The organism is Catellatospora bangladeshensis (assembly GCF_016862575.1).
GTDB lineage: Bacteria > Actinomycetota > Actinomycetes > Mycobacteriales > Micromonosporaceae > Catellatospora > Catellatospora bangladeshensis.
Genome location: NZ_BONF01000032.1, coordinates 29358 through 49517, shown reverse-complemented (window position 1 = coordinate 49517; position 20160 = coordinate 29358). Strand labels below are relative to the sequence as shown.

Sequence of the window (20160 nt, the reverse complement as noted above, 5' to 3'; positions counted from 1 at the left end):
TATGACCGCAATGTGCGTGTCGTACCCGCAGTTCACGCAAGATCGACGCGATCTTGGTCGGCGGTTCGGGGCGGGTCAGGTGGCGCGACCTCGGCGGAAGCGGAGGGCGGGGATGGGGATCGCGGGCTCTTCGGTGGGGGAGGCGGGGAGCGGGCTGAGGGTGACGGTGATGCGGGCGCCGCCCAGGTCGCCGCGGTCCACGGCTACGTCGCCGCCGGCCTGGCGGGCGAGCTGGCAGACGATGTCGAGGCCCAGGCCGGTGGAGCCGCCGCCGCTGACGCCGCGCCGCAGGGCCGCGTCGGGGTCGGGGATGCCGGGGCCGGCGTCCTCGACGACCATCGCCTGCGAGTTCACCGTCACCCGGAAGCCGGTGCCGTGCGGGGTGTGCCGGAAGATGTTGCCGATCAGCGCGTCGACCGCGCCGATGGCGTCGGTGCGGGGCACCGGCAGCCACACGGGGGTGTCCCCGGCGACGACCTGCCACGGGCGGCCGTGGTCCTCGGCGAGCACGGCCCAGAACGCGAGCCGGTCGGCGACGACGTCGACCAGGTCGGTCTCCTCGGCGGCGCGCTCGGCGGCGGACCGGCGGGCGCCCGCGATGATGGCGTCGATCTCGGCGTCGAGCGCCTCCACGGCCTGGCGCATGCGGTCGGCGGCCGGGCCCGGGGGCAGCGCGTCGCAGTCCAGCCGCAGCGCGGTCAGCGGGGTGCGCAGCCGGTGCGAGAGGTCGGCGGCGCGTTCGCGCTCGGCGTCGATGACCGAGTTGAGCCGGTCGGCCATGCTGTTGAACGCCTCGCCGACCTCGACCAGGTCGGGCGGCCCGGCGGGGATGACCCGCACGGTGAGGTCGCCGGAGCCGACCGCCTTGGATGCGCGGGCGAGCTGCCGGGTGGCCCCGACGACCCGCCAGCCGAGCCGGTCGGCCAGGCCCACCGACACCGCCACCAGCAGCGCGGCCAGCGCGCCCATGGACCACCAGGCGGTGGCCACGCCGCGGGACAGGTCGGACTCGGGCACGTACACCTCGACGACCGCGCTGCGGCCGCCGTCGAGCGCGGCGGGCTGGAGGTAGACCAGCCCGTCGTCGGCGGGGGCGGTGAGCGAGCCGCCGCGGTTGGCGGTCAGCGCGACGTCGTCGGCGGCGGCCCGGGGCGTGCCCAGGGTGACACCCTCGGGCAGGTACACGGCCAGCCGCTGGCGGGGCCCGTCGGCGGTGGCGGCCATGGCCCGGCTCAGCACCGCCGGGTCGGTGGACACGGCCAGCGCGGTGACCACGGCCGCGGCCTGCTGCCGGGCGTCGAGCAGCGCCCTGTCCTCGGCGATCTGCCGGGTGACCAGTGCCAGCGGCACGAGGAAGGCGAGCGCCACCATGGAGGTGACGGCCAGCGCGCCGCGGGCGAGGGTCGCCCTCACGACGGCGGCACCAGCATCACGCCGACGCCCCGGATGGTACGCAGCATGCGCGGCTGCGCCGCGGTCTCGCCGAGCTTGCGGCGCAGCCAGGACAGGTGCACGTCGAGGGTCTGGTCGGCGCCGACGAACGGCTGCTGCCACACCTCGGTGAACAGCTCCCGCCGGGTCACCACGCGGCCCACCCGGGCGGCGAGGTAGGCCAGCACGTCGTACTCCTTGCGGGTCAGGGTGAGCGGGGTGCCGTGCAGGGTGACCAGCCGGGTGCTCTCGTCCAGGCGGAGCGGTCCGATCTCGACGACGGTGTCGGGCGTCTCGCTGTGCGGGCGGCTGCGCCGCAGCACGGCCGCCACCCGGGCGGTCACGTGCGCGGCCGAGAACGGCTTGGTCATGTAGTCGTCGGCGCCCGAGTTCAGCAGGCGGATGGCGTCGTGCTCGCCGCGGCGGGCGGTGGCCACGATGACCGGCACGTCGCTGACCGCGCGCATCATGCGCAGCGCGTCGGCACCGTCCAGATCGGGCAGACCCAGGTCGAGGATGACCAGGTCGGGGCGTTCGCTGCGTTCGCTGGTCAGCGAGCGCAGTCCCTGCAGCGCGGTGCCGACGGTCTGCACGGCGTAGCCGGCGACGGTCAGCGCGTTGCCGAGGGCGTCGCGAATGGCGGGGTCGTCCTCCACGACGAGTACGAGGGGCATGGCTGGCACCGTATCGGAAGCTGTTAGATAGCGGGATGGGTTCGGGGTGGCCGGTTACGGTGAGGTCGGCGGCGTACGTCTGCGGCTGGGCCGCGGTGACGGCGCTGTCGGCGTCGATCGTGTGGGTGGGCCTGCGCCCGGTGCTGGCCGCGGCCGTGCCGGAGCCGGTGCCGCTGCGGGTCGAGGCGCTGACCGCGTCGCCGAGCCCGGTGGCCGCTCCGTCGCGGCCGGTGCCGTCGGTCTCGCCCGTGCCGTCGCCGGCCGGGGTGTCCTCGCCGGTGCGCTCGCCCGCCGGGGTGCGGACCTCGCCGTCCGGCAAGCCCGCGCCGAAGCCTTCGCAGGTCGCTCCGCAGCAGACCGTCGACGGCTGGCAGGTCTTCACCGAGTCCGACGGCTCCCGGTCCTACCTGCGCAGCTTCGCGACGGAGGGCGGCACGGCGGTGATCCGGATCGCCCACGAGCGGGTGTACCTGGTGTCGGCCACGCCGCGCGGCGACTACCTGGTGGCCACCTCCCAGCCGGGACCGGACCGGGTGGTGGTCCAGTTCCACAACAGCGCCCGGCAGATCATCGTCGACGCGATCTGGTGGGAGCAGCGGCCGTACGCCGAGGTGACGGTGGTGGAGTGACGCCCGCGGGATCCATGTGCACGAGCCTCGTGTCCCGTCCCGCCGGGGCGAAGCCCGCTAAGGGCATCTTCGGCGCTGTTTCAGGCTGATTTGAGGTTGGCCGCGCTCGCGGCAGGCCCGGCCCGGGCACGTGCGAGAATGACCAATGGCGCCGCGACCGAAGTCAGGGCGGCGCGTATACGCAGTCCGAGGAGAGACATCGTGATCCGTACCCACACCGCTGGCAGTCTGCGTGCCGAGCACGCCGGCCAGAGCGTCACCCTCGCCGGCTGGGTGGCCCGGCGACGTGATCACGGCGGGGTGACCTTCATCGACCTGCGCGACGCCTCGGGCATCGTGCAGATCGTGTTCCGCGACGAGGCCGAGGCGCACGCGCTGCGCAACGAGTACTGCGTCAAGGTCACCGGCACCGTCGGGCGGCGCCCGGCCGGTAACGAGAACCCGGAGCTGCCCACCGGCGAGATCGAGGTGACGGTCACCGACCTGGTCGTGCTGAGCGAGGCCGCGCCGCTGCCGTTCCCGATCGACGAGCACGTCACCGTCGGCGAGGAGGCGCGCCTGCGCCACCGCTACCTGGACCTGCGCCGGGCCAACCAGGCCAAGGCGATCCGGCTGCGCTCGCGGGCCAACGCCATCGCTCGCGAGGTGCTGGGCGCCCGCGACTTCCTGGAGATCGAGACCCCGACGCTGACCCGGTCCACGCCCGAGGGCGCCCGCGACTTCCTGGTGCCGGTCCGCCTGCAGCCCGGCGCGTGGTACGCGCTGCCGCAGTCGCCGCAGCTGTTCAAGCAGCTGCTGATGGTGGCGGGCATGGAGCGCTACTACCAGATCGCGCGCTGCTACCGCGACGAGGACTTCCGGGCCGACCGGCAGCCGGAGTTCACCCAGCTCGACATCGAGATGTCGTTCGTGACCCAGGACGACGTGATCGAGCTCGGCGAGGCCATCGTCGGCGCGCTGTGGCGCGAGCTGGCCGACTACGAGATCCCGGCCCCGATCCCGCGCATCACCTACCACGACGCGATGAACCGCTACGGCTCCGACAAGCCCGACCTGCGCTACGCGGTCGAGCTGACCGAGCTGACGGGCTACTTCCAGGGCACCGAGTTCCGGGTGTTCCAGGCCGAGTACGTCGGCGCGGTGGTCATGCCCGGCGGCGCCGCGCAGACCCGCAAGGAGCTGGACGGCTGGCAGGACTGGGCCAAGGCGCGCGGCGCCCGCGGCCTGGCCTACGTGGTGCTCGACGCGGAGACCGGCGAGGCCCGCGGCCCCGTCGCCAAGAACCTGTCCGAGGCGCACCTGGCCGGCCTGGCCGACGCCGTCGGCGCGAAGCCGGGCGACGCGGTGTTCTTCGCCGCCGGCACCCGCCGCCACTCGCAGGAGCTGCTCGGCGCGGCCCGCATCGAGATCGCCAAGCGGGCGAACCTGATCGACGAGTCGGCCTGGGCGTTCTGCTGGGTCGTGGACGCGCCCATGTTCGAGCCGGTCGACATCCCCGGCGAGGGCGTCGTCGAGGGCGCCTGGACGGCGGTGCACCACCCGTTCACCTCGCCCAACGAGGAGTGGATCGACAACTTCGAGTCCGCGCCGGACCGGGCGCTGGCGTACGCGTACGACATCGTCTGCAACGGCAACGAGATCGGCGGCGGATCGATCCGTATCCACCGCGGTGACGTGCAGAAGCGGGTCTTCACCCTGCTCGGCATCACCGACGAGGAGGCCAAGGACAAGTTCGGCTTCCTGCTCGACGCCTTCCAGTACGGCCCGCCGCCGCACGGCGGCATCGCGCTGGGCTGGGACCGGGTCTGCATGCTGCTGGCCGGCGTGGACTCGATCCGCGACGTCATCGCGTTCCCGAAGTCGGGCGGCGGCTTCGACCCGCTGACCGGCGCGCCCACCCCGATCACCAGCCAGCAGCGGCTGGAGGCGGGCGTGGACGCCAAGCCGAAGGCGCCCGGCGAGGACGCCGCGAAGGCCAAGGCGGCCGCGAAGTAATGCGCCTGCTGGTCACCGGGGGATCGGGGTACACCGGTGGCCGCCTGGTCGCTCTCGCCCGCACGGTGGGGCACGACGTGATCGGCACCAGCCACTCCGCTCAGGCGGAAGGGCTGGTGCCGCTCGACGTTCGGGACCGGGCGGCGGTCGACCTGCTGCTCGCCGAGCTGCGCCCGGACGCGGTCGTCAACACCGCGTACGCGCAGTCCGACTGGGCGGTCACCGCGCTCGGCGCGGCCTATGTCGCCGCGGCCGCGGCCCGCACCGGCGCGCGGCTGGTGCACGTGTCCTCTGACGCGATCTTCAAAGGCCGCCCCGCGCCCTACACCGAGGACGACCTGCCCGAGCCGGTGTACCCGTACGGCGCGGCCAAGGCGGCCGCAGAGACGGCGGTGATCGCCACGCATCCGGACGCCGTGATCGCGCGCACCTCGCTGATCATCGGCGACGACGGCTCCAAGCAGCACCAGCTCGCGCTGGACCTGGCCGCCGGGCGCGCGGACGGGGTGCTGTTCACCGACCACATCCGGCAGCCGATCGCGGTCGACGACCTCGCGGCCGCACTGCTGGAGCTGGCCGAGGGCGACTTCCGGGGCGTGCTCAACGTGGCCGGGCCGGAGGCCCTCAGCCGCCACGAGCTGGGCGTACGCGTCGCCGCCCAGCACGGCATCCCGGCCGACCGGGTGCCCGGCGGCTCGGCGATCGAGCGCGGCGTCATCTCACCCACCGAGGTCCGCCTCGACGTCTCCCTGGCCGCCACGGTCCTGAAGACCCGCCTGCGCGGCGTCACCGAGGTCCTCTCCCACTGACCGCCAAGCTTGAAGATCGGCGTCTCGTGTCGAAACCTGTGGCTGGACCGCACTTTCTGACACCAGATCGCGATCTTCCCTTCCCAGCCGCGGACACCACCGCTGCCGACCCCGACCTTCACCGTGGGGCCGAACCCGGGTCCGGCTCCGCAGTTTCGGGGAAACTGCGCCCTCGGCAACGCGCGAGCCTGCAGTTTCCCCGAAACTGCGCCCGAGGCCGGGTGGCGGCGGGGTGCGGCCGGGTGGGGGAGTCGGAGCGTGGTCGGGCGCGGGTAGGGTGCGCGCATGTCGTTCCCCCTCGGTGACGTTCTCGCTGCGCAGGAGCAGCCTCCGGCCGGCGTGGTGGCCGGTGCGGCGCTGATCGCGCTGGCGCTGGTCATGGTCCACCGGGTGTGGCGGGTGGTGCGCAACGCGATCACCATCGCGCACGAGGGCGGGCACGCGGCCGCCGCGGTGCTCACCGGGCGGCGGCTGCGCGGCATCCGGCTGCACTCCGACACGTCCGGCCTGACGATTATGAAGGGCAGGCCGACCGGTCTCGGCATGATCATCACGCTGCTGGCGGGCTACCTGACGCCCTCCCTGGTGGGACTGGGCGGAGTCGTGCTGCTGGACCGGGGGCACATCCGGCTGCTGCTGTGGATCTGCCTGCTGCTCCTGGTCGCGATGCTCGTCATGATCCGCAACTTCTACGGGCTGCTGCTCGTCATCGCCACCGGCGCGGCCGTGTTCGCCGTGTCCTGGTACGCCACCGCGCCGTGGCAGGCGCTGTTCGCGTACACCGGCGTGTGGTTCCTGCTGATCGGCGGGGTGCGCCCGGTGGTGGAGGTGCAGCTGCACCGGCGGCGGGGCAGCGGGATGCGCTCCGACCCCGATCAGCTCGCCGGGATCACCCCGCTGCCCGGCGGCTTCTGGGTCTTCGTCTTCCTGCTCTCGACCGCTGGCTCCGTGCTGGCCGCCGCCGTCCTGCTGGACCTCATCCCGGCCGGCGCGCTGCCCTGGTCATGACGGCAGGCGCACCGTGCTGCGGGCCATCGCCTCGGTGTAGCCGAGGCGCTGGTAGAGGCGGATCGCGCCGATGTTGTCCGACATCACACCCAGCGAGCTGATGCCGAACTCGGCCACCAGCAGGCGGGTCACCGCCGTGGTCAGCGCGGCGCCGTGACCGCGGCCCTGCGCGCCGGTGGCGACGGCGATGCCCGCCAGGAAGCCCACGCCGTTGCCGCTGCGGTCGCCCGCCACGGCCACGATCCGGCCCGCCTCCCGGATGCCGTACCACTGCCGCACGCGCGGGTCGCCGGGGCGGCTGGTGCTGTCGGGCAGCGCGTCGTCCAGGACCGCCGCGATGCCGTCGTGGTCGTCCGGGCCGAGCGCCTCGACTGCCTGCTCGCCCGGGTGGGCGGCGGGCGGGACGGTGGTCCACAGGAAGTCCCAGTCGTCGTGCACGTCCGGGCGCAGCGCGGCGGTGACGTCCTGGCCCGCCCGGGGCAGGTGCAGCCACACCCCGCCGTCGAGCAGGTCCTCGGCGGCGAGCCGGGCGAACAGCGCGACGGCGGCCCTCGCCTCGCCCAGCGACGCGGCGACCGGGCCCGCCGGCCCGCGCGAGGTCCAGACCAGCGCGCCGTCCTGGGCGTACGCCCGCACCCGCTCCCCGGCGGTGAGCCGCGCGTACGGGTGCTGCGCGGCCTTCGCCAGCAGGTCGTCGCGTCCGGTGAGGTCAGGGGTGAGCGGCATGGCGTCACCTTACCGCCCGGGTGCTGCGAAGATCGCCTGCGGCGTGCGTCGGCCGCTCCAGGTATCGTCTGCGGGATGCAGACCGACGGCCTCTTCTCCCTGGAGCCCGCGCCGGCCGATCGTGCCGCGGGCGCGCCCGGGTTCGAGACGCCGTCGGTGGACGCTCCGCTGGCCGTCCGCATGCGCCCCGCCGACCTCGACGAGCTGGTCGGCCAGGGCCACCTGCTCGCGCCCGGCGCCCCGCTGCGCCGCCTGGTCGCGGGCGGCGCGCCCATGTCGGTGATCCTGTGGGGGCCGCCCGGCTGCGGCAAGACCACGGTCGCCCACCTCGTGGCCGACGCCGACGACCGGCACTTCGTGGCCATGTCGGCGCTGACCGCCGGGGTCAAGGAGGTGCGCGAGGTGATCGACACCGCGCGCCGCCGCCGTCGCGCGGGCGGCGCGCCCACCGTGCTGTTCATCGACGAGGTGCACCGCTTCACCAAGACGCAGCAGGACTCGCTGCTGGCGGCGGTGGAGGACCGGACCGTGACGCTGCTCGCGGCCACCACCGAGAACCCGTACTTCTCGATCATCTCGCCGCTGCTGTCGCGCTGCGTGCTGCTGACGCTCAAGCCGCTGGACGACGACGCGGTGCGCACCCTGGTGCGGCGCGCGCTGACCGATGAGCGCGGCCTGGGCGGCTCCGTGACGCTGGGCGCCGAGGCCGAGGACCACCTGGTCCGGCTGGCCGGGGGTGACGTACGCAAGGCGCTGACCGCGCTGGAGGCGGCGGCGGGTTCGGCGCTGGCCGTGCACGAGGGCGACGGCGTGCCCGAGATCGACGTGGCCACGGCCGAGCGCGCGGTGGACACGGCGGCGCTGCGCTACGACCGGGCCGGTGACGCGCACTATGACGTGATCAGCGCGTTCATCAAGAGCATGCGCGGCTCGGACGTGGACGCCGCGCTGCACTACCTGGCCCGGATGCTGGTCGCCGGGGAGGACCCCCGCTTCATCGCGCGCCGCCTGATCATCTTCGCCAGCGAGGACGTCGGCATGGCCGATCCGGGCGCGCTGACCGCCGCCACCAACGCCTCGTACGCCGTGCAGCACGTCGGCCTGCCCGAGGCGCAGCTGAACCTGGCCCAGGCCGTGGTGCACTGCGCCACCGCGCCGAAGTCGAACGCGGTCACCACCGCCATCGGCGCGGCGATCGCCGACGTGCGGGCGGGCAAGGCCGGGCCGGTGCCCAAGCACCTGCGCGACGCCCACTACGCCGGGGCGCGGGGGCTGGGCCACGGCGCGGGCTACCGCTACCCGCACGACGATTCCCGAGGTGTGGTGGCTCAGCAGTACCCACCGGACGATCTCGTGGGCGTCGACTACTACCGTCCCACAGGGCACGGCAACGAGCGGCACATCGCCGAGCGGCTGCCCAAGCTGCGTACCGTCATCCGTAGCAAGGAGAGCTCATCATGAGTCGGGCTGATGCGACCGACGGCCGGGGCCGCAAGAAGGGCCGCACCGGCGGCGAGGCCGAGGAGGTCTCCCAGGAGGAGACCGGCTGGCTCGACGATCTGCGCAGCGCGAAGCAGTCCCGCGACCAGTTCGACGACGCCGACTTCACCGACGGCGGCAGCAGCCGCTGGAACAAGCTGAGCGCGCTGAACGACGATGCCAAGCCCGCGCGGCCCGGTGCCGCCCGGGACGCCGAGCCGCCCGCCCGCCGCCGCGCCGCCGACGAGCCCGCGGGCCGCCGTGCTGCCGAGGAGCCGCCGGGTCGCCGTGCCGCCGACGAGCCCGCGGGCCGCCGCCGCGTCGACGACGAGCCGACGGGTGGCTTCCGGCCGGATGACACGGCGGGTCGCCGCCGTGCCGAGGAGCCGCCCGCCGGGCGCCGCCGGGCCGACGACGAGCCGACCGGCGGTTTCCGCCGGGACGCTGCTGACGACACGGCGGGCCGCCGTCGTGCTGCCGAGGCGCCTGCGGGCCGTCGCGCTGCGGAGGAGCCCGCGGGCCGCCGCCGCGCCGACGACGAGCCGACGGGTGGGTTCCGGCCGGACGATACGGCGGGCCGCCGCCGCGCCGCTGAGGAGCCCGCCGGGCGCCGCCGCGCCGAGGAGCCGCCCGCGGTCCGGCGCGACCCTCGCGAGCCGGAGGACCCGCGCCGGGGCCGCCCCGAGCCGCCGCCGGTGCCGGTCATGGAGCCGCCCGCCGGGCGGGGCGCCGTGCCGCCGGGCCGCAAGCCCGGTGGTGAGCCGCCGGTCGTCCGGCGCCGTGAACTCGACCCGCCGCGCGGCCCGGGTGACGTGCCGCGCAGCGGCAACGCCCCGGGCGTGGACGGCATGCGCGGGCGTGGCCCGGCCGCGCCCGCCGGGATGCCGGGCTCGCCCGCGGTGCGCCCCCCGGCGCGCCCGGAAGCGCAGCGTGGCGGCTTCCCGGCCGCCCCGGCGGCCCCGCCCAACCGTGGCGGGGTGCCCATCCCGCCCGCCGGGCAGCCGCACGGCGGCCCCGGACCGGTCCCGCCCGGCCCGAACGCGGGACCGGGTGGCCTCGGCCCGAACGCCGGTCCCGGCGGCCCCGGAGCAGGCCCGCTGGGCCCGAACGCGGGTCCGGGGCTCAAGCCCGGCGGCCCGGCCGGTCCGGGTGCGGGTCCGGACGCCCGCCGCGCCGAGCGCCCGCCGGGCCGTCCCGAACCGGGCCGGGAGCCGATCGCGGTCCGCCCGCCCGACCCGAACGCGGTGGTGCCGCCGCCGGGGGAGCGCGGCGGCCGGGCCGGGCTGGCCGGTGGCATCGACGCGATCCGCGGCGCCCGCTCGGAGGTCCGCAAGCAGCTGCGCGAGCAGCAGCGGCTGCGCATGTGGACGCTGATCGCGCTGGTCGTGCTGGTGGTCGGCGCGCTGCCGTTCTGGTTCGTGCTGCGCGCGGCGACCCGGGACCCGGTGCTGACCACGCTGGACGCGCTCAACGTGCCGTCGTGGGCGGTGGTGTCCGGCAAGACCCAGGACAACATCTCCGGCAGCCGCTGGTGCCTGATGGAGTGCCGCTACCGCGAGCGCTCCATGGAGTCCGAGCGGGAGCCGAAGGAGACGGCGCAGGCGTTCCAGCAGGCGCTGACCAGCGCGGGCTGGGTGCGCTGGGACGTGCCGAGCTGCGCGCTGACCAGCGGCGGGGACGGGGAGTACTCCTGCTGGCGGCGCGACGAGTTCACGCTGGACCTGTGGGTTCGTCCGATCACCACGCCCGAGTGCAACCCGCTGCTGCGCAACCGGCCCACGGTCGGCCCGACCGAGGAGTCGGCCGTGGAGGCGTCGCCGTCGCCCGCCGAGGCGGGGACCGCGGACGACAAGTGCAAGGGCTCCGCGGTGACGATCAAGGTGCTGAACACGGTCGCCGACGAGCGGCTGCAGCACACCGGCGAGCCCGGCCCTGGTGAGGGCGGTACGGGCGACGAGGAGATCACTCCGGAGAGTCCTGCCCCGACACCGTCGGCGAGCTGAGGCCTAGCTGCTGCGAGCGCCGCCGGGGCGGGCGGTAGGGTCTGCACGTTGGGACAAAGTACGACGTGCGGAGGGCTTGGCATGTCTGGAGGCGAGATCGCGGCACTGATCGCGGCGGGTGCGTTCGCGATGCTGGTGCTGGTGCTGGCGGTGCCGATCCTGAAGCTGCGGCACACCGTGGACGCGGCCACCGTGACGTTGCGCCAGGTCAGCCAGCACACGGGGCCGATCCTGGACAAGGTCAACATCACCGTCGACAACGTCAACGATGCGCTGGGCCAGGCGCAGGTCACCCTGGACGGGGTGAACGTGCAGCTGGCCAAGGTCGACGTGATGACGCAGCACCTCGCGCACACCACGGCCAACGTGTCGAACCTGGTGAGCGTGGTGAGCGCGACCGCGGCCAGCCCGCTGGTCAAGGCGGCGGCGTTCACCTACGGCGTCCGGCGCGCCACTGCGGCCCGCAAGGAGGCCGATGAGGCAAAGTCGGTGCGTGACGAGCTCAAGGCGCGCAAGCGCACCCGGCGGGGCTGAGACCATGATCCGCAGACTGCTCTGGCTGGGCGTCGGCATCGGCATCGGCGTGGTGGTGGTCCGGGTGATCACCAAGCAGGCCCGCAAGCTCACCCCGGCCGGGCTGGCCGGGACCGCGCAGGAATCCATTGGTCACGCTGCGGGCTCTATGCGTAGTTTTGTGGATGACGTGCGCGACTTCACGGCCGAGCGGGAGGACGAGCTGCACGCCGCCTTCGAGGACGGCGTCTCGCTCGAACCCGTCGACCTGCCGTGGGCGCACGGGGTGGGCGGCAAGTTCTATCAGTTCAAGCAGCAGCAGGAAGGTGAGCAGCAGCGATGAGGACCGCGGAAGTCAAGCGACGGTTCCTGGCGCACTTCGAGGCGAACGGGCACGCCGTGGTCCCGAGCGCTCCACTGCCGGCCATCGACGATCCGAACCTGCTGTTCGTCAACGCCGGCATGGTGCAGTTCGTGCCCTACTTCCTGGGCCAGCAGACCCCGCCGTTCCGGCGCGCGGTCAGCGTGCAGAAGTGCATCCGCACCCCGGACATCGACGAGGTCGGCAAGACCTCGCGGCACGGCACGTTCTTCCAGATGAACGGCAACTTCTCGTTCGGCGACTACTTCAAGGAGGAGGCGATCCGCCTCTCCTGGGACCTGGTCACCAGGTCCGTCGCCGACGGCGGCTACGGCATCGACCCGGAGAAGATCTGGGCGACGGTGTACCTGGACGACGACGAGGCGATCTCGTACTGGCGGGCGGTCGGCCTGCCCGCGGAGCGCATCGTGCGCCGCGGCAAGGCGGACAACTTCTGGTCGATGGGCATCCCCGGCCCGTGCGGCCCGTGCTCGGAGATCTACGTGGACCGCGGCCCGGCGTACGGCCGGGAGGGCGGCCCGGAGGTCGACGAGGACCGCTACATGGAGATCTGGAACAACGTCTTCATGCAGTACGAGCGCGGCCCGGGTGTCGACAAGGAGAACTACCCGATCCTGGGCGAGCTGCCGGCGAAGAACATCGACACCGGCATGGGCCTGGAGCGCATGGCGTCGATCATGCAGGGCGTCGACAACCTCTACGAGATCGACGAGGTCCGCCCGCTGATCGACAAGGCGTGCGAGCTGACCGGCAAGCGCTACAACGTCGGCCACACCACCACCGCGGCGGAGTCGCACCCCGACGACGTGCGGCTGCGCGTCATCGCCGACCACGTGCGCACCTCGCTGATGCTGATCAGCGACGGCGTGACCCCGTCCAACGAGGGCCGCGGCTACGTGCTGCGCCGCATCATGCGCCGGGCGATCCGGGCGGTCCGGCTGCTCGGCTTCGAGGGCCCGGCGCTGCCGGAGCTGCTGCCGGTGGCGCGCGACTGCATGTCGCCGTCGTACCCGGAGCTGGCCACCGAGTTCGGCCGCATCTCGCAGTACGCGTACCAGGAGGAGGAGACGTTCCGGGCGACGCTGCGCGCGGGCACCACGATCCTCGACCTGGCCGTCGCCGACACGAAGAAGTCGGGCGGGCTGGAGCTGGCCGGTGACAAGGCGTTCCAGCTGCACGACACCTACGGCTTCCCGATCGACCTGACCCTGGAGATCGCGGCCGAGCAGGGCCTGTCCGTGGACACGGACGGATTCAAGCGGCTGATGGCCGAGCAGCGAAAGCGGGCCAAGGCGGACGCGCAGGCGCGCAAGACCGGCCACGCCGACCTGTCGGCGTACCGGGGCGCGCTGGACGCGGGCGGCGCGGTGGAGTTCACCGGCTACGCCGAGGTGGCGCGCGAGTCGAAGGTGCGCGCGCTGGTCGGCGGCGAGGGCCTGATCAAGTCGGCGGGCGAGGGCGAGCTGGTCGAGCTGGTGCTCGACGCGACCCCGTTCTACGCCGAGGGCGGCGGCCAGCTGCCCGACCTGGGCATCATCACGGTCGGCGGCGGGCGGGTCGAGGTGCTCGACGTGCAGCAGCCGCTGCCGGGCCTGATCGTGCACAAGGCGCGGGTGCTGGAGGGCGAGGTCCGCTCCGGCGAGACCGGCTACGCGCAGATCGACGTGGAGCGGCGCCGGGCGATCTCCCGCGCGCACACGGCGACCCACCTGGTGCACCAGACCATGCGCAACTTCCTCGGCGAGTCGGCGACCCAGGCGGGTTCGCTGAACGCGCCGGGCCGGCTGCGGTTCGACTTCAACACGCCCGGCGCGGTCCCGGCCAGCGTGCTGCACGACGTCGAGCAGCAGGTCAACGAGGTGCTGATGGGCGACCTGGAGGTGCGCGCGTTCGTCACCTCGCAGGCCGAGGCCAAGCGGCTGGGCGCGATGGCGCTGTTCGGCGAGAAGTACGGCGAGTTCGTGCGGGTCGTCGAGGTCGGCGACTACGCCCGCGAGCTGTGCGGCGGCACCCACGCGGCCCGCTCGGGCCAGCTGGGCCTGGTGAAGATCCTGTCGGAGGCCTCCATCGGCTCCGGCGTGCGCCGGGTCGACGCGCTGGTCGGCATGGACGCGTTCCGGCACCTGGCCAAGGAGCACCTGCTGGTGTCCCGCCTGGCCGAGCTGTACCGGGTGCCGCGCGAGGAGGTCGGCGACCGGGTCGAGCAGACCGTGGCGTCGCTGCGCGACGCGGAGCGCGAGCTGGAGAAGATGCGCGCGCAGCTGGTGCTCGGCGGGGCCGCGGCGCTGGCCGAGGGCGCGCTGGACCTGGGCGGCGTGGCGTACGTCGGCACCGAGGCGCCGGAGGGCGCGGCCGTCAACGACGTGCGCACCCTGGCGCAGGAGGTGCGCGGCCGCTTCCCGGCCGACCGCCCGGCCGTGGTCGCGGTGTCCGCGCGCGCCAACGGCAAGGCGTCGCTGATCGTCGCGATCAACGAGGCGGCCAAGGCGCGCGGCCTGTCCGCGCAGGACCTGGTCAAGGGCGCGCTGTCGGGCCGGGGTGGCGGCAACGCCGACCTGGCGCAGGGCGGCGGCGTCCCGGCCGACCAGGCGCAGCAGCTGCTGGGCGCGGTCCAGCACGCGGTGCAGGCACGCTGAACGCAGGCAAGACCGAGGCTCCCGCCCCGCTGCTCCGGCAGCAGGGCGGGAGCCTCGCTCATGTAGAGGAGAGAAGCGATGGGCTGGACGCGCGGAGTGCGGCTGGGTGTGGACGTGGGCACCGTGCGGATCGGAGTGTCGGTCTGCGATCCGGACGGGATTCTGGCCACTCCGCTGGTGACGGTGGCTCGCCAGGCCAAAACGGATGAATCTGACATACCAGCTGATATGTTGGAGATCGCGCGCCTGGTGGCCGACCATGGCACGGTGGAGGTGGTGGTGGGCCTGCCGCTCAACCTCGCCGGGGTGGAGGGGCCGGCCGCCAAGCACGCGCGGGCATACGCCGACAAGCTGGCCGCACTGATCGCGCCGGTGCCGGTGATGCTCACGGACGAGAGGATGTCCACCGTCGCGGCGACCCGCCGACTGTCCGATCGCGGAGTCAAGGGCAAGCGGCAGCGTGCCGTGGTCGACCAGGCGGCGGCGGTGGAGATCCTGCAGGGATGGCTCGACGCGCAGCGAAGGCGAGCAGGATGATCGACGAACTGGACCGCGCTTTCGACGACCACGACGACGGCGATCCCCGGCTGCAACCGCCGGGGGAGGCCGCGAGGCGGCGACGGCGGTTCGGTTGGTTCCGCTCGGTGCTGGCGATGTGCCTGGCGGTGGTGCTGCTGGGCGTGCTCGGCTTCGGCGCCTACCTGGTCTACGACAAGGTGGCCGGGGCGCTGGGCACGCCGGACTGGGAGACGTCGGCCGACGGCACGCCGGTCCAGGTGGAGATCAAGGCGGGGGACACCCAGGCCGCCATCGCGAAGACCCTCAAGATCGCCGGGGTGGTGGCCAGCGAGAAGGCGTTCGTCGAGGCGGGCGAGCGCAACCCGGACGCCCTGAAGATCCAGCCCGGCTACTACAAGCTGCGCACCCATCTGAGCGCGGACGACGCGGTGCTCATGCTGCTCGACGGCCGCAACCGCATCGTCAACGGGATCACCATCCCCGAGGGCATGAGCTCGTTCAAGGTGTACCGGCTGCTCTCGGCCAAGACCGGCATCCCGGAGGCCGACTTCAAGGCCGCGGCCAAGGACCCGCTCGCGCTGGGCATCCCCGACTGGTGGTTCAACCGGAGTGACGACAAGAAGGTCGCGCCGACTATCGAGGGCTTCCTGTTCCCCGACACGTACGAGTTCGCGCCGAACGCCACCGCCGACACGGTGCTGCGGACCATGGTCAACCGCTTCCTGACGGTCACCGGCAGCATGAGCTTCGCCGACAAGGTGCAGGCCGAGCTGGGCGGGATCACGCCGTACGAGGCGCTGATCGTGGGCTCGCTGGCGCAGGCCGAGGCGGGCAACGCCGACGACTTCGGCAAGGTCGCGCGGGTCGCCTACAACCGGGTCTACAAGCGCACGCCGGACCTGACCTGCGCCTGCTTCCAGTTCGACGTGACCGTCAACTACTCGCGGGAGCTGGCCGGCAAGGACCCGAAGCCGTCGAGCGGCCTGAGCCACGACGAGCTGACCGACCCGAAGAACCCGTACAACCGCAACGCCGAGGGCATGATCCCCACGCCGATCAACAACCCGGGCAAGGCCGCGCTGGAGGGGGCCATGGATCCGCCGAAGGGCGACTGGTACTACTTCGTCGCGGTCGACAAGGAGGGCCACTCGGCCTTCTCGGAGGACTTCGAGCAGTTCTGCAAGGACAACGAGACGGCCGTGAAGAACAAGGTCCTCAAGCAGAGCTCCTGCTGAGCCCGCTGGTCTTGATCGGATATGCCCGAATTGTGCTGGACGGCGGCTGAAAACCCGCCGTCCGCCCAGGGGTGCGAAAAACCCTTCACGTGTAACGTAGCCGCCGGACGCTGCCCGTACACGAGAGGGTCCCGATGACTGACGAGCTCTTCCTGCCGTTCGACGAGCACCCCGAACGCAGCCAGCGCCGTCGCCACGCGGTGGACGGCAACCGGGGTCGCAACGGGAAGAAGAAAAAGAAGAAGAAGCGCGGCCGCGGCCGCTCCTTCCTCGCGCTCTTCCTGACCTTGCTGCTGCTGGGCGGCCTGGCCGGCGGTGCCTACTTCGGCTACGACAAGCTCAAGTCGTTCTTCATTACTCCCGACTACACCACCGCCGCGTCCTCGGCCGAAGTGCAGGTTGAGATCAAGGACGGCTACCTCGGCAAGGAAATCGCCAAGGAGCTGAGGGCCAAGGACGTGATCAAGAGCGAGCAGGCCTTTGTTGAGGCCTCGGAGGCCAACCCGGCCGCTAAGAACATCCAACCCGGCGTCTACAAGCTGCGGATTCAGCTCAGCGCTGCCGACGCGATCAAGATGCTGCTGGACACCGCTAACCGGATCACCAATGGCATCACCATCACCGAGGGCCTGTCGACGTTCAAGATCTACAAGCTGCTCTCCGAGAAGCTGGAGATCCCGCTGGCCGAGTTTAAGGCCGCAGCGAAGGACCCGATCAAGCTCGGCGTGCCGGACTGGTGGTTCAAGCGTGAGGACGGCAAGAAGGAGAGTCGCTCGCTGGAGGGCTTCCTCTTCCCAGACACCTACGAGTTCCCGCCGAACGTCACCGCCGAGTCCGCGCTGAAGATGATGGTCGCGCGGTTCCTGGACGTCACCGGGAAGCTGAACTACGCCGACAAGGCCGCCGAGCTGAACATCTCGCCGTACCAGGCGCTGATCGTGGCCTCGCTGGCGCAGGCCGAGGCGGGCAACGCCGACGACCTGGGCAAGGTCGCGCGGGTCTCCTACAACCGGGTGTTCAGTGACAAGGCGGTCCAGGAGATCGGCACCTGCCGCTGCCTGCAGTTCGACGTGACGGTCAACTACTCGCGGGAGATCGCGGGCAAGGAGCCGAAGCCGTCCAGCGGGCTGAGCCAGGCCGAGCTGACCGATCCGAAGAACCCCTACAACCGCAACGCCAAGGGCCTGCCGCCGACCCCGATCAACAACCCGGGCCAGCATGCGCTGGAGGCGGCGGCCGACCCGCCGAAGGGCGACTGGCTGTACTTCGTGGCGATCGACAAGCAGGGCCACTCGGCCTTCTCCAGCACGCACAGCCAGTTCTGTCGTGACAACCAGACGGCCGTCAAGGCCGGCGTCCTGAAGCAGAGCTCCTGCTGATGCGCGCCGCGGTCCTCGGCAAGCCGGTCAGCCACTCGCTGTCCCCGGTCCTGCACAACGCCGGCTACGCGGCGGCGGGGCTGGCCGGCTGGTCGTACACCGCGATCGAGTGCGCCGAGGACGAGCTGCCCCCGCTGGTGGCTGGCCTCGGCCCGGAGTGGGCGGGGCTGTCGCTGACCATGCCGCTCAAGGAGGTCGGGCTGACCGTCGCGACGGCGGTCAGCCCGGTCGCCGCCGCCGTCGGCGCGGCCAACACCCTGGTCCACCAACCCGACGGCACGTGGCGCGCGGACAACACCGACGTGCCCGGCATGGTCGCCGCGCTGGGCGAGGCCGGGATCAGCGGTGCGGCACGGGTCGCCGTGCTCGGCGCGGGCGGCACCGCGCGGGCTGCGGTCGCCACGGCGGCGCTGCTCGGCGCGGAGTCACTGACCGTGTACGCCCGCCGCCCCGAGGCGATCGACGAACTGCGCGCGGTCGCCGCAGCGATGGGCGTGCCGCTGACCGGCGCGGGCTGGGCGGTGGCCGAGGAGTGCGCCACCGCCGACGTGGTGATCTCGACCGTGCCCAAGGGCGTCGCGGACACCTTGCAGGTGCCGTGGCGGCCGAAGACGGTGCTGTTCGACGCGCTCTACCACCCATGGCCTACCCCGCTCGCCGCTTCGGCACAGCGGGCCGGGTGCCCCATCGTGTCCGGGTTGGATCTTCTGCTGAATCAGGCGCTCGGCCAGTTCGAGCAGTTCACCGGGGTTGCCGCGCCTGTCGAGGCGATGCGCGGCGCATTGCGGGAGGCCCGGCGCGGTTAGCCTGTTCGGGTCAGGGTGGATGCACGTGTGGGAGCTTCTGGCCCCGTTTGACCTGGTTGGTATCTGGCTGTGACGATATTCACATGCGTGCATATAGCGTTAGGGTCTTCGATAAGCATAGATTGTTGCGATCTTATTTGGACCTTGACGGGGAGGATGTGAAGATCGTGCGCATACGATTCACTGGGGGCCTGAAACGCGGTTCGGCAGCGGTGCTGGCGTCGCTGGCAGTTCTGCTGGGTACCGCATCGCCCGCGCTCGCCGCAGAACACAGCGCCTGCATCGTCCAGCCGCTGTTCCGGTCGTGCGAGACCGACGACATTCCGGCGCACAGCTCGCAGCACTGGGTTACCTTCGCGGCTACTGCAGTGAGCGACGACGCCGCCTACAAGGTGATCGATTCGGGGAACGGCGTGGTGGTCGCGTCGGGAACGATCAAGCGCGACGCGGTAGTCGAGCGAACCATCTACGGTTTGTACGGCAGGTACTACTTGCGCCTTTACAACGCGCGCCCGCATTCATACGGGACGATCCAGAACTACACAATCTAGGTCGCCGTCGCGACCTGACCCTGCGTGTCCGACTGTCAGACCTTGGCAGATGGGGCGTGCTGGTGAACCGAGGGCAGCCCCTGCGGCGGTTGGGTGCGGTGGCGTCGCGCTAAATTTGCCGCGATGTCACCGCGCGGTCGAGGGCCGGCCGTCCATGGCGGCTGGACTTCTCCACGTAACACCGACGTGGAGGAGCAGACGATGGACCGACGTGACCTGTTCGTGGCCGGGGCGCTGGGCGCCGCGGTGGCGGCCCCGGCCCTGATCGGGGTGCCCGCCTGGGCGACTTCCGCCGACCGCGATGATGACCGGGTGCATGACCGTGACCGCCCGCTGGTGATCGGGCACCGCGGGGCCAGCGGCTACCGGCCCGAGCACACCCTGGCCTCGTACGAGCTGGCCGCCCGGATGGGCGCCGACTTCATCGAGCCGGACCTCGTGACCACCCGGGACGGGGTGCTGGTCGCCCGGCACGAGAACGAGATCTCCGGCACCACCGACGTGGCCGCCCGGACCGAGTTCGCGTCCCGTCGCGTCACCAAGACGATCGACGGGGTCGCGGTGACCGGCTGGTTCACCGAGGATTTCACCCTCGCCGAGCTGAAGACGCTGCGCGCGGTGGAGCGGCTGCCCGCCGTCCGCCAGCGCAACACGGTTTACAACGGCCTGTTCGAGGTGCCCACGTTCGAGGAGGTGCTGCGCCTGCGCGAGCGGCTGTCCAAGGAGCTGCGCCGGGAGATCGGCGTCTACCCGGAGACCAAGCACCCGACCTACTTCGACGGCATCGGGCTGCCGCTGGAGCGGCCGCTGGTGGCGGCGCTGCGCAAGCACGGGCTGGACCGCCGGGACGCGCCGGTGTTCGTGCAGTCGTTCGAGGCGGCCAACCTGCGCGAGCTGCGTACGGTGCACCGGGTCAAGGCGCCGCTGGTGTTCCTGGCCGGCGCGGGCAGCCCGTTCGGCGACCCGAAGCCGTACGCGGAGTACCTGGCCCCGGCCGGGCTGCGCGAGCTGGCCCGCTTCACCGACGGCATCGGGCCGGAGAAGGGCCTGGTCATCCCGCGTGCCGCCGACGGCTCGCTGGGCACGCCCACCGCGCTGATCGCCGACGCGCACGCGCAGGGGCTCAAGGTGCACCCGTACACCTTCCGGGCGGAGAACCAGTTCCTGCCGGTGAACCTGCGCAACGGCGCAGTGCCCGCCGAGTACGGCCGCATCCTCGACGAGCTGGCGGCCTACCTGGCGGCCGGGGTGGACGGCTTCTTCACCGACAACCCCGACCTCGGCGTCCTCGCCCGCACCCTGGCCTGACCTTCGCCACCGTCAGGCCCGCCCTGAGCGGCGTCCAGTTTCGGGGAGATTGCCGGCTCCTGCCGCCTTGCTCGTGC

The 20160-nt window shown here is 72.4% G+C and carries 18 protein-coding genes; 15 read left to right on the top strand and 3 right to left on the bottom strand.

Annotation, left to right across the window (positions count from 1 at the left end):
• Positions 1–75 precede the first annotated feature (75 nt).
• Positions 76–1413 carry a sensor histidine kinase gene (locus Cba03nite_RS26160; protein WP_203751376.1) on the bottom strand — a complete coding sequence of 446 codons (1338 nt, stop codon included), beginning with the start codon at positions 1411–1413 and terminating at the stop codon, positions 76–78.
• Positions 1410–2105: a response regulator transcription factor gene (locus tag Cba03nite_RS26155; protein WP_203751375.1), complete on the bottom strand. Its 696-nt coding sequence runs from the start codon at positions 2103–2105 to the stop codon at positions 1410–1412. Before Cba03nite_RS26155 ends, Cba03nite_RS26160 begins: the two co-directional genes overlap by 4 nt.
• A gap of 59 nt (positions 2106–2164) precedes the next feature.
• Between Cba03nite_RS26155 and Cba03nite_RS26150 the strand changes: the two genes are divergently transcribed.
• The 4 genes from Cba03nite_RS26150 to Cba03nite_RS26135 all read left to right on the top strand — a co-directional run bounded on the left by Cba03nite_RS26150 (position 2165) and on the right by Cba03nite_RS26135 (position 6546).
• Positions 2165–2734, top strand: a complete 570-nt coding sequence (locus Cba03nite_RS26150; RefSeq protein ID WP_203751373.1) for a hypothetical protein — start codon at positions 2165–2167, stop codon at positions 2732–2734.
• A 201-nt stretch (positions 2735–2935) separates the two neighbouring features.
• Positions 2936–4729 (top strand): aspartate--tRNA ligase, encoded by a 1794-nt coding sequence (gene aspS, locus Cba03nite_RS26145; protein WP_203751371.1) that lies wholly within the window; start codon positions 2936–2938, stop codon positions 4727–4729.
• Positions 4729–5538, top strand: coding sequence for an SDR family oxidoreductase (locus Cba03nite_RS26140; RefSeq protein WP_203751369.1), 810 nt, complete (start codon positions 4729–4731; stop codon positions 5536–5538). Before aspS ends, Cba03nite_RS26140 begins: the two co-directional genes overlap by 1 nt.
• 285 nt (positions 5539–5823) lie before the next feature.
• On the top strand, positions 5824–6546 hold the full coding sequence (locus Cba03nite_RS26135; RefSeq protein WP_203751367.1) for a M50 family metallopeptidase: 723 nt from the start codon (positions 5824–5826) through the stop codon (positions 6544–6546).
• Here the strand turns inward: Cba03nite_RS26135 and Cba03nite_RS26130 are convergent.
• Positions 6541–7272: a GNAT family N-acetyltransferase gene (locus tag Cba03nite_RS26130; RefSeq protein ID WP_203751364.1), complete on the bottom strand. Its 732-nt coding sequence runs from the start codon at positions 7270–7272 to the stop codon at positions 6541–6543. The two genes, Cba03nite_RS26135 and Cba03nite_RS26130, sit on opposite strands and share 6 nt — an antisense overlap.
• 75 nt (positions 7273–7347) lie before the next feature.
• On the opposite strand from Cba03nite_RS26130, the gene Cba03nite_RS26125 reads away from it, so the two are divergent.
• From Cba03nite_RS26125 to Cba03nite_RS26075, 11 genes are all read left to right on the top strand, one after another.
• On the top strand, positions 7348–8733 hold the full coding sequence (locus tag Cba03nite_RS26125; protein WP_203751361.1) for a replication-associated recombination protein A: 1386 nt from the start codon (positions 7348–7350) through the stop codon (positions 8731–8733).
• Entirely contained in the window at positions 8730–10754 is a 2025-nt protein-coding gene (locus tag Cba03nite_RS26120; protein ID WP_203751359.1) for a hypothetical protein, read from the top strand. Before Cba03nite_RS26125 ends, Cba03nite_RS26120 begins: the two co-directional genes overlap by 4 nt.
• Before the next feature lie 81 nt (positions 10755–10835).
• The gene (locus Cba03nite_RS26115) at positions 10836–11288 is read left to right on the top strand and encodes a DUF948 domain-containing protein (RefSeq protein WP_203751356.1); all 453 of its coding nucleotides are present in this window, start codon (positions 10836–10838) and stop codon (positions 11286–11288) included.
• A 4-nt stretch (positions 11289–11292) separates the two neighbouring features.
• Positions 11293–11610: a hypothetical protein gene (locus Cba03nite_RS26110; protein ID WP_203751353.1), complete on the top strand. Its 318-nt coding sequence runs from the start codon at positions 11293–11295 to the stop codon at positions 11608–11610.
• A complete protein-coding gene (gene alaS, locus Cba03nite_RS26105; RefSeq protein ID WP_203751350.1) occupies positions 11607–14285 on the top strand; it encodes an alanine--tRNA ligase in 2679 nt (892 codons plus the stop codon). The genes Cba03nite_RS26110 and alaS overlap by 4 nt, the downstream gene beginning before the upstream one ends.
• A 78-nt stretch (positions 14286–14363) precedes the next feature.
• The gene (gene ruvX, locus Cba03nite_RS26100) at positions 14364–14822 is read left to right on the top strand and encodes a Holliday junction resolvase RuvX (RefSeq protein WP_203751347.1); all 459 of its coding nucleotides are present in this window, start codon (positions 14364–14366) and stop codon (positions 14820–14822) included.
• Positions 14819–16039, top strand: coding sequence for an endolytic transglycosylase MltG (gene mltG / locus Cba03nite_RS26095; protein WP_203751344.1), 1221 nt, complete (start codon positions 14819–14821; stop codon positions 16037–16039). Before ruvX ends, mltG (Cba03nite_RS26095) begins: the two co-directional genes overlap by 4 nt.
• A 134-nt stretch (positions 16040–16173) precedes the next feature.
• Positions 16174–17418: an endolytic transglycosylase MltG gene (gene mltG / locus Cba03nite_RS26090; RefSeq protein WP_203751340.1), complete on the top strand. Its 1245-nt coding sequence runs from the start codon at positions 16174–16176 to the stop codon at positions 17416–17418.
• Entirely contained in the window at positions 17418–18224 is an 807-nt protein-coding gene (locus Cba03nite_RS26085) for a shikimate dehydrogenase (RefSeq protein WP_203751336.1), read from the top strand. The genes mltG (Cba03nite_RS26090) and Cba03nite_RS26085 overlap by 1 nt, the downstream gene beginning before the upstream one ends.
• Positions 18225–18382: 158 nt before the next feature.
• Positions 18383–18775: a hypothetical protein gene (locus tag Cba03nite_RS26080; protein WP_203751333.1), complete on the top strand. Its 393-nt coding sequence runs from the start codon at positions 18383–18385 to the stop codon at positions 18773–18775.
• Positions 18776–18976: 201 nt separating this feature from the next.
• The gene (locus tag Cba03nite_RS26075; protein WP_203751330.1) at positions 18977–20083 is read left to right on the top strand and encodes a glycerophosphodiester phosphodiesterase; all 1107 of its coding nucleotides are present in this window, start codon (positions 18977–18979) and stop codon (positions 20081–20083) included.
• Positions 20084–20160: the final 77 nt, after the last annotated feature.